Here is a 13238-nt window from a genome sequence, read left to right on the forward strand (position 1 = left end):
CTCACTCCCCAACGAGAAAAACCCGGGTAACCGGCCGCGCGAGCGAACTCGCGCCGATGCTCACTTCGAGCCCCGTCACCGACCTCGGCAGCGGCGCATTGCCGAGCTGAGGCACCTTCAGATTATTGTCGTTCTCCGTAATCGCAGACTGCACATCTTTCATCTGCGTCGTCCAGCCGACTTTCGGCACATACAGCCGCGCGGTAATCGCGCCGATACCGCCGATCAACGGCACGGCGTTCCAGTTCTCATTCTCCGAACCGCCGAGCGCGCGGCGCACCTCGCCGATGTTCGCCAACGGCGGCGACGCATAGCGCAGAATCCGTCCTTCCGTGATCCGATACCGAACGACCACCAACCGGGGCGGCGCACCCGGCGCGCGCATGTGCCGCACGATCTGCAGCGCATTGCCGTTCACCGCGACGGCTGGTTCGCCCGCTTCGTCGTCGGATGCGGCGTTGCGCACGTCGATGCGCATCTGATCGAAAAACTGCGCGAACACGCGCTCGTCTTCCATCGCGTTGGTAATCGTCTGCCGTCCGCGGATGATCTGATCGAGTCCGCGCCACGACAGCACCGCGATCACCGCCAGAATCGCGATCGCGACGAGCAGCTCGATCAACGTGAATCCGCACGCTGTCTTCCTGAGCAGCGGCGAGCGTCGAACGCGCGACGCGTCGTGCTCAGAGCGAGCGATTCGTTTCATTCGCGATCACCGTCACCATCTGCGCGAGGTTGCCCGATCGACCGGGCGACGTCACTGAAACCTCGACGCGTCGAAACACCGGGTTCGGCGTCGCGCTCACGTTTTCCGTGCAAATCAGTTGCAGGTTGCCCTGCGAGCAGTCGAAACTCTGCGAGCCGACTTCGGGCCACGCGTGCGCCAGGTGCAGCTGGGCGAGCGCGTTGTCCGCGCTCCAGCCTGCCAGCAACCGGCGATGCAGATCGGCCTCGCCCGTCGCGAGACTGCCGACCGCGCGCAGCGAAGCGGCCAGCGCGACCGCGATGATCGCCAGCGCAACCAGCACTTCGATCATCGTGAAGCCTCCCGCCCGCTTGCGATTCTGGTTATCAACAGCGCCGCGCACGCGGCGAAGACGAAGCGCGAACTGCATCAGCGCACCTCGTACCGGCCGTTGCCCGTGCCGATGATCGTGACGCGCCCCACGGCGGAAAAGAGTGTCACCTGCACGGGCGTATCGATGCTCTCGGTGCCGAACACGATGCGATCCGAATGCGTGTCGGAGCCGGGATACTCGATCGTCACGCCCGTCACGCCGCCTTCCCAGCGGCGCGGCCCGAGCAGATCGTCGCGCAACGGACGCCAGCCATCGTTGGTGCGGACATCGAAACGAAAGCCACCATCCAGTGGCAGCCACGAAATAGGGCGCGCGCGCACTTGCGCTTCGTCGCCCGCCGATTCGAACAGCAGCGCGAGGCGCTGCGCTTCCTCGTTCAGATCCGTGCGCGGATTGCGCGTCAGCGATAGCGACGCAAGCGACACCAGCAGGCCTGCGATCACCAGCACGACCAGCATTTCGAGCAGCGTGAAGCCGCGCTGGCGCTCGCGTGCCGCCGTGCGCATTGCATGCCGCTTCATGCAGCCGCGCGCGTCGTCGACGAGGGCGGCCTCACGAAGGGCGTGCGGCATGCAGTGGTGCAATCGCATGGTGCCGGTAACGATCGATATCGATTGAATCAGCGTATCGAGCTTATTGCCACGAGCCGACGTCGGCATCGTTGCCTTCGCCGCCCGCCTTGCCGTCCGCGCCGTAGCTGAACACGTCGATCTCGCCGTGCACACCCGGGTTCAGGTACTGGTACGTGTTGCCCCACGGGTCGTTAGGCAGACGCTCGAGATATCCGCCGTCCTTCCAGTTGTTCGGCACCGGGTCCGTCGACGGCTTTTCAATCAGCGCACGTAGCCCTTGCTCCTGCGTCGGATAGCGGCCGTTGTCGAGACGATAGAGCTTCAGCGACTGCATGATGGTGCCGATGTCCTGTCTGGCGGCGACGCGGCGCGCTTCGTCCGGGCGGCTCATGATCTTCGGCACGATCAGCGCAGCCAGAATGCCGAGGATCGCGATCACGACCATGATTTCGATCAGCGTGAACCCGCGTTGACGGCGGGCGCGCTCGCCCGCGCGCATGGCCGCGATCCCGTTGCGGCGACTGGTCCACATTTGCATAGCTTGCTACCTCGTTTGATTGAAGGGTCGATCGATCAGACGTCACGTAATGCGTTGAGAATTCAGCACTCTGCACGTCCGGTCGGTCATTTTAATGTCATGCAGTTGAAGGCTTCCGATCTGCCGATCCGTATGCCGCAAAATTCACAATAGTCCGTACAATTACACGCATGAACGCTCTCCAGATCCGCCTGATTTCGCTCGCTGTCTTCGCCGTGTTCTGCGCGACGCTCACTTACTGGGTTGTCACGCTCACGTCGCATTCCGGCGCGCCCGTGCCCGCTGCCGCCGTGCGCGCGCCCGTTTCGACAGATCAGGCCGCGGCGCTGTTCGGCGGCCAGCTCACGCGCACCGCGAATCAGGACATCCATCTGTTCGGCATCCTCGCGTTGAGCCACGGCGCCGCCGCGATCATCAGCACGGGCGGCGAACCGCCGCATGCCGTATCGCTGGGCAGCACCATCATGCAAGGCGCCAGGCTCGCCGAAGTGCGCGCCCGCTCGATCATCATCGACCGCAACGGCTCCCACTTCGAAGTCTTCCTTCCCGCGAACGCGCCCGGCCCGACCATCTACGTGCGCTGATGTCATTCACTGCCGGGCCGACGCAACCTGAAAGCGTCGGTCCAGCTTGCAAGTCTTTCGGACGGTAACGCGCCATCACTGCAGCGCTGTCACTGCACTAGGTTGTTCAACTCGATGATCGGCAGCATCACTGCGAGCACGATCACCAGCACCACGCCGCCCATCGCGAGAATCAGCAGCGGTTCGAGCAGGCTCGTCAGGAACATCGTGCGCCGTTCGAGTTCGCGCGCTTCGCCTTCGGCCGCGCGGTCAAGCATCGTCGTCACGTCGCCCGTTGCTTCGCCCGAACGGATCAGGTGCACGAGCACGGGCGGAAACGTCTTCGTGTTGCCGAGCGCTCGCGACAGCGATGTCCCTTCGCGCACGCGCACAATTGCATCGTCGATGTTGTTGCGCATCGCCTTGTTGCTGAGCGTTTCGCTCGCGGCCTGCAACGCGCGCAGAATCGGCACGCCCGCCGCCGTCAGAATGCCGAGCGTGCTCGCGAAACGCACCGTGTTGTAGCCGCGCACGAGCTTGCCGAAGAGGGGCGCCGTCAGCGTCCAGCGATCGAACGCGAGGCGCGGTCCCGGCTGCGCGAGTATCGCGCGCACCACGTACACGACGATCACCAGCGCGATCAGCACCACCCACCACCAGTTACGCACGAAGCCGGAGAGCGCCATCATCATCACGGTGAGGATCGGCAACTGCTGCTTCGTGCTCGCGAACACATTGACGACCTGCGGCACGACATAGCTCAACAGGAACGTGACGATGCCGAACGCGATGATCGTCACGATGGTCGGATACGTGAATGCGAGCACGATCTTCTGCTTGAGCGCGTTGCGCTGCTCGATGTAATCAGCGAGGCGCGACAGCACGAGTCCGAGCTTGCCCGTATGTTCGCCCGCTGCGACGAGCGCGCGATAAATCTCGGGAAAATCTTTCGGATGCTGCGACAGCGCGTTTGCCAGCGAATGGCCGCCCAGCACTTCCGCGCGGATCGCGGCCATCAGTTCGCGGATGTAATCGCGCTCCGATTGCTCGGTGAGCACTGAGAGCGCTTCGTCGAGCGGCAGACCGGCGATCAGAAGACTCGCGAGTTGCCGCGTGAGAATCGCCTGCTCGCGCTGCGACAGCTTGCGCCCCAACGACAGCCGCTGGGTGCGCTCGCCGCGCGTGCGCGTCGCCGCTGGTTCGACGACGAGCGGCGTGAGACCTTGCGTGCGCAACTGCGTGCGTGCGCCGCGCGCGCTGTCGGCATCGAGCACGCCTTTTTGCGCCTTGCCGGCGGCGTCGATCGCTTCGAAACGGAATGCGGGCATGCGCTTTAGACCCCGCCCGTCACGCGTATCACTTCTTCGAGCGACGTCAAGCCCGATGCGAGCCAGCGGTCGCCGTCCTCGCGCAATGTGCGCATGCCTTGCTTGCGGCCGGTGTCGAGAATCTCGGCGTCGGAGGCATTGCGGTGAATCAGCGAGCGGATCGATTCTTCGACGTTCAGCAGTTCGTACACGCCGCGCCGTCCCGCATAGCCCGAATGTCCGCACTTGTCGCAGCCGACGGGATGCCAGAACTTGCGACCGTCCTCTTCTTCGCGCTCTACCTTGCACACGGGACACAGCCGCCGCACGAGCCGTTGCGCCAGCACGCCAAGCAGCGACGACGCGAGCAGATACGGCTCGACGCCCATATCCGTCAGACGCGTGACGGCGGACGCAGCGTCGTTGGTGTGCAGCGTCGCGAGCACGAGGTGGCCCGTCAGCGACGCCTGCACAGCGATCTGCGCCGTTTCGAGATCGCGGATTTCACCAATCATGATGATGTCCGGGTCCTGACGCAGAATGGAACGCAGCGCGCGGGCGAACGTCATACCGATCCGCTCATTGACCTGCGTCTGGCCGATGCCGGACAGATCGTATTCGATTGGGTCTTCGACGGTCATGATGTTCGTCGTCGCCGTTTCGAGCCGCGACATCGACGCGTACAGCGTGGTCGTCTTGCCCGAGCCCGTCGGGCCCGTGACGAGCACGATGCCGTGCGGACGCGAAATCAGCTTGTCGAACTGGCCGAGTGTATCGGACGCCATGCCGAGCGCTTCGAGATTCAAACGCTGCGCGTCTTTTTCCAGCAGACGCAGCACGGCGCGTTCGCCGTGGCCCGTTGGCAAGGTCGATACGCGCACGTCGACAGGCCTTCCACCGACGCGCAACGTAATGCGGCCATCCTGCGGCAGACGCTTCTCGGCGATATCGAGCTGCGCCATGATCTTGATCCGCGAAATCAGCGCGCCGTGCAGTGCTTTCTTTGGACGCACCACGTCGCGCAGCGTGCCGTCGACGCGAAAGCGCACCACCGACGCATTCTCGAACGGTTCGATATGAATATCCGATGCCTGTTCGCGCGCGGCCTGCGTGAGCAGCGCGTTGATCATGCGGATGATCGGTGCGTCGTCTTCGGATTCCAGCAGGTCTTCCACTTCGGGAATGTCCTGCATCAGACGCGACAGATCGACTTCGCCTTCCACTTCGCCGACCACCTGCGCAGCGCTGCCGTCCTGGCGCGAATACGCCTGATTGATCGCCTGCGAGAGTTCATCCGCTTCGAGCCTCACAACCGACACCGCGCCGAAATTGCGCGCAACTTCCGCGAGCGCGGCCTGGGTCGTGCGTTCGCTGATCCATACTTCCATCGAATCGGCGTGTTGATGCGCGACGAGAATCTGGCCGCTTTTCGCGAAACCATACGGCACGAGTCGCGCGGCTAGCGCAGAGGGCGGCTCGCGGTGCGCTCCGCCAGCGGCCGGTGAATCGAGCGGCGCGCTGCCGGGCGCGTGCGGCGTGCTCACGGCTGCACCCCCGGCGTACTCGTGGCCGGTTGCGCTGGAACCATTTGTGCGGGCGGCTGCGGCTGAGGTTGAGGCTGCGTCTGCGGGACGTATGCGGGAGCCGGGACCGGCACCCCTAGCGCCTGTTGACGCCGCATACTGTCGAGATCGAACAGGTTCAACGGCGATCCGCCCTGGCTCGGGCCAACCGGCATCGGCGGCACCACGGGATCGTCCTTGTCCTTGATCAGGTTGTTGTCGGACTTGTATGCACCCGTCACGCCCTGAATGTAGTCATAGCGGTTCGCCGTCACCGCTTGCGCCGTGTCGCGGTCGTTGATGATCACCGGACGCAGGAATACCAGCAGGTTGGTCTTCGCGCGAACCTTGTTTTCCGAGCGGAACAACTGGCCGATCCACGGGATGTCCCCGAGCAGGGGCACCTTGCTGTTATTGACCTGGTAATTGTCCTGCATCAGGCCGCCAAGGACGATGATCTCGCCGTTGTCGGCGAGCACGGTCGACTGGATCGAGCGCTTCGTGAACTCGGGGCCGGCCGGATTGGTCGCCACATTGGTCGTTCCCGCCACGATCGCCGAATCTTCCGTATACAGCTGCAGTTTCAGGATGCCGCCCTCGGTGATCTGCGGCTTGATATGCAACGTCAGACCCACGTCGATGCGATCGAAGGTGTTGAACGCCGAGGTCGCCGTGCTGCTCGTGAGGTTCGAATACGAGCCCGTCTGGATCGGCACGTTCGTACCGACGACGATCTTCGCTTCCTGGTTGTCGAGCGTGATGAGGTTAGGCGTGGACAGCACGTTGGCATCGCTCGTCTGCGACAGCGCCTGCAGCAACGCGCCGAGCCCCTGCACACCGAAGAGGTTGTGCAGCCAGCCTACATTCAGGCCCTGCTGGAGATTCTGCGTCGCCAGCGCCGTAGCCAGGCCACCCGTGGCGGCGCTGGCTGCCGCTGCCGCCGTCAGGTTGACGATACTGTTGCCGCCGCCCGTGGCTAGGTTAGTGCCCGCGAACACGTTGCCGCTCCCGATCTGCCACTGGATCCCAAGGTTGGCGTTCGTGTTCGAGTTCAGCTCGACGATCAGCGCTTCGATGTAGACCTGCGCGCGGCGCACGTCGAGCTGGTCGATCACGGCGCGCAGGTTGCGGTAAACGGGGTCGGACGCGGTGATGATCAGCGAGTTGGTTGACGCGTCGGCCTGGATCATGCCGCCAGGCTGATTGTCATCACCGCCGCCTCCTTCCTTTTCGCCGAGAAAATCCGAGCTGCTGCCGCCCTGGCCGCCATAGCCACCGCCACCGCCACCGCCACCGCCCAGCGGATTACTGCCCATCGACGACGAACCGCCCAACGAGCCCGATGGCAGCGGCGGCGAGCCCGCGCCACCCGTCGACGTGGGCGAGTTGTTCTGGTTGAACGAGTTCGCGGCATTGCCGCCGCCCGACGACGACGATTCAGTACCGCCGCCGCCCTTGCCGAGCATGCCGCGCAGCGTCTTCGCGAGACGCACGGCGTCGGCATTGCGCAACGACACGACGTGCATGTTGCCGGGCTGGCCGGTTGCGGCATCCAGCTGCTTGGCGAGCGACTTCGCCGCCGCGAGACGCCCCGCGTTCGACGCGCGCAGCAGCAGCGAATTGGTACGCGGGTCGGCCTGCACGGAAACCTTCAGCGTTGCATCCGTGTTGCCGATCGTGCCGGGGTCGAGCATCTTCGCCATTTGCGTCGCGACGTCGATCGCATTCGCGTTCTTCAGCGGCACGACCTGCACCTGCTGGCCTGCCGCCGTGTCGACGCCCTGAATGATCTGCGCGATGCGGCGCACGTTATCCGCATAGTCGGTCACGACGATCGTGTTGTTCCCCGGATACGCCGCGACCGTGTTGTTCGGCGAGATCAGCGGACGCAATACGGGCAACAGGTTATTCGCCGATTCGTTCTTCAGCTGGAATACCTGCGTGACCACCTGATCGCCGCGCGCCGCGGGCGCATTGCCGATATAGGTCGGCACGCCTTGCAGCTTCGCATCGGCCTCGGGCACGACCTTCAGGACACCATGGTCCTGCACCAGCGAAAAGCCCTGCATTCTCAACGCGGACTGCAAGGTCTTCAGCGCCTGGTCTTCCGGAACGGGATTCTCGGAAACCAGATTCAATTGCCCTTTCACGCGCGGGTCGACGATGATCGTTTTACCCGTCGCCGCGCCAATCGCCCTCGCCACCTGATCGATGTCGGCGTTGACGAAGTTGAGCGTCACCTGAGCGTGGGCGATCTGCGTGGTGATCATGCCAGCGACCAGCAACGCTGTCGCGACGCGACGCAATGCCATACGATTTCTTCTCATGGATGTGGTTTCGAAGCCGACGTTGTGATCCGGCGACGGTCATGCGCAGTGGACGACCGGCCGACACCTGTTCGTCCCCAGTCTCGCAAAGCGCTCCGTGGCAGCCACTGCCAAGGATGCCCTTGCCTCCCTGTAATCAAAAACAACGAACAGTAACAGCTTTTCATGTCGGAAATGTCACAGAACCAAGGAGTTCCGTGCGATTCCTCTAACGTTCTCAATCCGACGCTTCTCGGATTGCGTAATCTGTTAAGTTCTTGAAAGTTTTGCGTTCCGAACCGGTGCGCGTTTTCGGCCGACTTTGGCCGCAAGTTACTCGCTTATGTCGGCTGGCCAACTTTAACACGTCATGTCCAGCCGGTATGATACGGGCGGAATGATGGTTCGAGTATCCTTAAGGTAACGGGTTTTCCCGAGTTCAAGCCCGCCGGATATAGGTTTCGAGTCGTCTTTACCGTCCCATTGCTTAGGAATCGAACATAGTTTGTCATCTTGACCGATGAAGCCAATCCCCGTCACTGTCGCCGTTGCCTTGGCCGCGCTAATCAGCGCCGGGTCCGCGCGCGCCGACTGCTTCGACGAGGCCGCCGGCTATCAGAAGGTCAACCCGTTGATTCTGCGGGCCATTGCCTGGCAGGAATCGCATAACCGTCCCGCGGCAGTGCACAAGAACGCCAACGGTTCGACCGACTATGGCGTCATGCAGATCAACTCCGTGCATCTGCCCGTGCTTGCGCAATACGGCATCTCGCAGGGCACGCTGATGGAGCCGTGCAAGAACGTGTACATCGCCGCGTGGCATTTGCGGCAGAAGATGAACAAGTACGGCAACACGTGGGCGGCTGTTGGCGCCTATCACTCGGAGACGCCGTCGCTGCGCGACGAGTACGCGCGGCAAATCGTTGCCATTCTCCGTAAGTGGAATCTGATGCCTGCCAAATAGTTGGGCAGCGCCGCTCAACCAGTTCCCCCATTCGCCGCACTTCAGTGAAGGCATCACGTCGCTCCAGTTGATGCACAATGCGGCTTCGTGCTGCTGCCAGTCCGGGTCCGTTTGAACGTCCGGCCGGCGCATGCGTCATTCACCTTCAAGTTTCCGTACCGCGATGAACCAGCCGCTTTTGCCCGTCACCGTGATCTCCGGTTTCGTGGGCGCGGGCAAGACCGCGCTCGTCGATCAGATTCTGTCGAACCCCACTGGCCCACGTGTCGCCGCGATCGTCACCGACCTCGCCGCCGTGCGCCTCGATATCGACAACGCGGCGCCCGCGTCTTCGACCGCCTCGCAGGTTGAATTGCCGAACGGATGTCTCTGCGCACAAGCCGGTGAAGATTTGCTCGAACAGTTGGACCAACTGGCGTCGGCGAATCGTTTCAACGCGATCATCATCGAAGCGGCCGCTACCGACGAGCCGATGAACCTCGTCGAGTCGATCATCGAAGACGAAACGCTCGCGGCGCTCGTGCGCGTCGATACTGCCGTAACCGTGGTCGATGCAGCGGGCTTTCTGCGCGACTACGCGTCGGCCGATGCGCTGTCCGAGCGCGGCATCGCCGCTCATGAAGAGGACGATCGAACGATCGTCGAAGTGCTGATCGAACAGGTCGAGTTCTGCGATGTGTTCGTCATCAACAAGGCGGACCTCGTTTCCGCCGACGATCTCGCGCATCTGCAAGCGATACTCGCCGCGCTCAATCCGCGCGCCGCGCAGATCGTGAGCACCTATGGCAATGCGCCTTTCGAGGAAGTGATCGGCACGGCGCGCTTCGATTACGACGCGACGTCGAACGCGGCCGGCTGGCTCGCCTTGCTGCACGATCCTTCGAGCCATGAAAACGAAAGCGGGGGCCGGGGTGTCGGGCATGTCGTCTATCGCGCGCGGCGGCCGTTTCATCCCGAACGGATGTGGGCGCTGCTGCATGAAGAGTGGAAGGGCGTGTTGCGCGGCAAAGGCTTCTTCTGGCTCGCGACGCGCAACGAGATCGGCGGTTCGCTATCGCAAGCGGGCGGCGCTTGCCGGCCGGCGCCGGCAGGAACGTGGTGGGCCGCGCAGGATCGCAGTGAATGGCCCGAAGGCGATGACGAGCTGCTGGAAGAAATCGCCGCGGACTGGTACGGCGACGCCGATGACTTCACGATCGGCGACCGTCGCCAGGAACTGGTGCTGATCGGCGTCGACATCGATCCGGCGCACTGGCGTGCGAAGTTCGATGCATGTCTGCTGACCGACGACGAGTACGCGTTGGGCGCCGAGGGATGGCGCACGCTGAGTGATCCGTTCCCCGCGTGGGATCTCGAAGACGACGATCACGACCACGATCATGGCCACGACCATCATCACCATCATTGAACGTAATGGATTGACGTCACGTCCGTCATCGAAAACGCAGACGAAAAAAAACCCGCCGATGGCGGGTGTCAACAACTCAGCGCTGATGCTTAGCGCTTGTTGACTGCGTCCTTGAACGCCTTGCCAGCCGTGAACTTAACGGTCTTTGCGGCCGGAATCTTGATGGTTTCGCCCGTCTTCGGGTTGCGGCCCGTACGTGCTGCCCGCTTGCCCGAACCGAAGCTGCCGAAGCCGATCAACTGGACTGCATCACCCTTCGCCACTGCCTTCTTGATGACTTCAAGCAGCGTGTCCAGCGTCTCGCCGGTTTGAGCCTTGCTGGCGCCCGTCTGACCTGCGACGGCGTCGATCAGTTCCTGTTTGTTCATTAAGGTTCCTTTCTGGTTTAGGTTGACACGAACAGCGCGAACGCGCCGATTATACGTGCGCGCGCCGCGCCGTCGAGCAGCGACGGCTCGGGAATACCCCCGACTCCCGCGGCACGCCTGGCGCCGCACGGAGCACCGTGCTGCCGCTTCCCTCGCGGCGCTTGCTATGATAGCGCAGCGCAAACCCAATCTGGATAAGGGTTTCGAAGAATTACACGCTGCAACGCCTGATACAGCATGGAAAACAGCATTTTTGGCATGCAGAGCATCGAATAGATGCTATCCGAGTCGTCCAAAGCCCCGTCAGCGTTGGTTTTTGCCAACGTTCGACACCGCTCCGACAGGCTGCAGACGCCGTCTGGACGGGCTGTGACGGGTGTCGGCATCGCGTGACCGCTGCAAATTCGTGCTTCCAGTCAGTGCTTTGCCGTCGCCCGGTTCTCTTCCTTGCACCGCATTTCATCGCGCATGACCGACCCGCTCGTTCCCGCCATCCTCGCGTTTCGCGACAACGGCACCCCGTATTCGCCACGCCACGACGACATCTATCACAGCGCCGTCGGTGCCCTTGCGCAGGCCGAATACGTCTTCCTGAAAGGCAATGAATTGCCGTCGCGCTGGCAAAAGCGGCGCGTATTCACGGTGCTGGAAACGGGCTTCGGCATGGGCATCAACTTTCTCGTGACGTGGGCCGCATGGAGCTCGGACCCGGATCGTTGCGAGCGCCTGCACTTCGTATCGACGGAAAAGCATCCGTTCTCGCGCGACGATCTGCTCGCAGCGAGCGCTGCGGCCGTTGCGGACGCATCGATCGCACCGCTTGCACAACAGCTCGTCGATGCATGGCCGACCCTCGTGCCCGGCACTCATCGGCTCGAGTTCGAGGAAGGGCGCGTCACGCTCACGCTCGTGTTCGGCGACGCGGCGCAAACGCTGCATTCGCTCTGGCTGCGTGCCGACGCCTTCTATCTGGATGGCTTCTCGCCCGCGAAGAACCCGGAGCTGTGGACGCCCGCAATCTTCAAGGCGCTCGCGCGCCTCGCTGGCGACGACGCGACCTTCGCCACTTATACAAGCGCGGGCGATGTGAAACGCGGATTGCAGCAAGCGGGCTTCGAATACCGGAAGATCGATGGCTTCGGATGGAAACGCGCAATGCTGGTCGGACGCTTTGCGCCGCGCTATCGCGTGCGGCGTCACGAACCGCCATTGCCGCTTGCCGTCGACGAACGGCATGTCATCGTGATCGGCACTGGGCTCGCGGGATGCGCGGCGATCGAACGACTTACGGCGCGGGGCTGGCGCGTCACGTCGCTCGAACGGCATGCGGGCATCGCGCGCGATGCGTCGGGCAATCCCGCCGGTGTGTTTCATCCGATGATGTCGCGCGACGACAGCGTCGGTTCGCGCATCACGCGCGCGGGTTTCCTTTATGCGTTGCGACAATGGTCCGCGCTCGAGCGGCGCGGATATCGTCCGTTGCGTGGCCCGGACGGTCTGCTGCAAATCGCCGCGGATGAAGACGAAGCCTCGGCCATGGCGCAGACGTTCGCTTCGTTCGCTTATCCGCGGGATTACGTGACGGCCGTTTCCCCCGACGAGGCGCAACGCATCGCCGACATGCGTGTTGCGCGAGGCGGCTGGTTCTTTCCCCACGGCGGCTGGATCGATCCCGCGTCGCTCTGCGCGGCGCAATGTGAGGCGGCGGGTGGATTGCTGGAGCGCCGCTTCAACGTCGTGGCTTCGCGCGTCGAACGCGTTGCAAATCAATGGATTGTGTTCGATGCGAACGACGCAGCGATTGCCAGCGCGCCCGTCGTCATCTTTGCGAATGCGCATGAAGCGGCGCGCATCGCCGGCTTGCGCCACGCGCCGACGCGCAGCGTGCGCGGTCAATTGACGCTGCTGCCCAGCGATGCGGCGCACGCGTTGCGCGTTCCCGTGATCGGCGAAGGGTACGCGGTGCCGCTGCCGGATGGCTCCACGCTGACGGGCGCAACCTATGACATCGACGATCCCGACACACAAATACGCGATGGCGCTCACACCGAGAACATCGAGCGTGTGGCCCAGATGCTGCCCGACATGCATGAGGCGATGGGTACGGGTGCGCCTTCGTCGCTGGCAGGGCGCGTCGCGTTTCGTTGCGTGACGAGCGACCGTCTGCCGATGATCGGCGCATTCGCCGACGAAACAGCCGCAACCCGCGACGCCGGCAAGCTGCGCGGCGCCTGGCCGCTGGATCTGCCGCGCGCGCAAGGGCTGTATGGCGCATTCGCGTTTGGATCGCGCGGACTCGTGTGGGCGTCGCTGGGTGCCGAGCTGATTGCTTCGCAGATCGAAGGCGAGCCGTGGCCCATCGAGCGGGATCTCGCCGAAGCGCTCGATCCCGCTCGCTTTCTCTTGCGCGCGCTACGGCTGGGTACCGCGAACTGACTTTTTTCCTGTGGAAAAGTTATCCACGGCGCGTTGTGGATAACCGGGAAAAATGCGGGCGAAACTCGTGTGGAACGGATGTGGACGTAAACGGGGTAACTCGACAGACGTAAACATCGGCCAAAAGTTATTCAT

Annotated in this window: 12 protein-coding genes; 4 read left to right on the forward strand and 8 right to left on the reverse strand. The window is 63.2% G+C overall.

The window, feature by feature from the left end; all coding sequences use genetic code 11:
* Position 1 precedes the first annotated feature (1 nt).
* From SB822_RS09595 to gspG, 4 genes are all read right to left on the reverse strand, one after another.
* Entirely contained in the window at positions 2–706 is a 705-nt protein-coding gene (locus SB822_RS09595) for a type II secretion system protein J (RefSeq protein WP_090834758.1), read from the reverse strand.
* On the reverse strand, positions 684–1115 hold the full coding sequence (gene gspI, locus SB822_RS09600; protein ID WP_176133759.1) for a type II secretion system minor pseudopilin GspI: 432 nt from the start codon (positions 1113–1115) through the stop codon (positions 684–686). Before gspI ends, SB822_RS09595 begins: the two co-directional genes overlap by 23 nt.
* Positions 1115–1600 carry a GspH/FimT family pseudopilin gene (locus SB822_RS09605; RefSeq protein WP_244144488.1) on the reverse strand — a complete coding sequence of 162 codons (486 nt, stop codon included), beginning with the start codon at positions 1598–1600 and terminating at the stop codon, positions 1115–1117. The genes gspI and SB822_RS09605 overlap by 1 nt, the downstream gene beginning before the upstream one ends.
* Positions 1601–1712: 112 nt before the next feature.
* On the reverse strand, positions 1713–2189 hold the full coding sequence (gene gspG / locus SB822_RS09610; protein WP_090834755.1) for a type II secretion system major pseudopilin GspG: 477 nt from the start codon (positions 2187–2189) through the stop codon (positions 1713–1715).
* A 170-nt stretch (positions 2190–2359) separates the two neighbouring features.
* Here gspG and SB822_RS09615 point away from each other — a divergent pair, with 170 nt between their 5' ends.
* Positions 2360–2773, forward strand: coding sequence for a type II secretion system protein N (locus SB822_RS09615; RefSeq protein ID WP_090834751.1), 414 nt, complete (start codon positions 2360–2362; stop codon positions 2771–2773).
* A gap of 89 nt (positions 2774–2862) precedes the next feature.
* Here the strand turns inward: SB822_RS09615 and gspF are convergent, their stop codons facing one another.
* From gspF to gspD, 3 genes are read right to left on the reverse strand one after another with little or no spacing between them, the layout of a single operon-like run.
* Complete coding sequence (gspF, locus tag SB822_RS09620) at positions 2863–4080, reverse strand: type II secretion system inner membrane protein GspF (RefSeq protein WP_090834748.1); 1218 nt, start codon at positions 4078–4080, stop codon at positions 2863–2865.
* 5 nt (positions 4081–4085) lie between these two features.
* Positions 4086–5603, reverse strand: a complete 1518-nt coding sequence (gene gspE, locus SB822_RS09625; RefSeq protein ID WP_090834746.1) for a type II secretion system ATPase GspE — start codon at positions 5601–5603, stop codon at positions 4086–4088.
* Positions 5600–7933: a type II secretion system secretin GspD gene (gene gspD / locus SB822_RS09630; RefSeq protein WP_090834745.1), complete on the reverse strand. Its 2334-nt coding sequence runs from the start codon at positions 7931–7933 to the stop codon at positions 5600–5602. Before gspD ends, gspE begins: the two co-directional genes overlap by 4 nt.
* A 514-nt stretch (positions 7934–8447) precedes the next feature.
* Here gspD and SB822_RS09635 point away from each other — a divergent pair.
* Both SB822_RS09635 and SB822_RS09640 read left to right on the forward strand, forming a co-directional pair.
* Positions 8448–8891 carry a lytic transglycosylase domain-containing protein gene (locus tag SB822_RS09635; protein WP_090834743.1) on the forward strand — a complete coding sequence of 148 codons (444 nt, stop codon included), beginning with the start codon at positions 8448–8450 and terminating at the stop codon, positions 8889–8891.
* A gap of 163 nt (positions 8892–9054) precedes the next feature.
* Positions 9055–10299, forward strand: a complete 1245-nt coding sequence (locus tag SB822_RS09640) for a GTP-binding protein (RefSeq protein ID WP_090834741.1) — start codon at positions 9055–9057, stop codon at positions 10297–10299.
* An 89-nt stretch (positions 10300–10388) separates the two neighbouring features.
* Here the strand turns inward: SB822_RS09640 and SB822_RS09645 are convergent, their stop codons facing one another.
* A complete protein-coding gene (locus SB822_RS09645; protein ID WP_007581741.1) occupies positions 10389–10667 on the reverse strand; it encodes an HU family DNA-binding protein in 279 nt (92 codons plus the stop codon).
* Positions 10668–11135: 468 nt separating this feature from the next.
* Between SB822_RS09645 and mnmC the strand changes: the two genes are divergently transcribed.
* Positions 11136–13103: a bifunctional tRNA (5-methylaminomethyl-2-thiouridine)(34)-methyltransferase MnmD/FAD-dependent 5-carboxymethylaminomethyl-2-thiouridine(34) oxidoreductase MnmC gene (gene mnmC / locus SB822_RS09650; protein ID WP_090834739.1), complete on the forward strand. Its 1968-nt coding sequence runs from the start codon at positions 11136–11138 to the stop codon at positions 13101–13103.
* The last annotated feature ends 135 nt before the right edge of the window (positions 13104–13238 follow it).

It is taken from the genome of Paraburkholderia sp. SIMBA_054 (assembly GCF_046534875.1).
GTDB classification, from domain to species: Bacteria; Pseudomonadota; Gammaproteobacteria; order Burkholderiales; family Burkholderiaceae; genus Paraburkholderia; species Paraburkholderia hospita.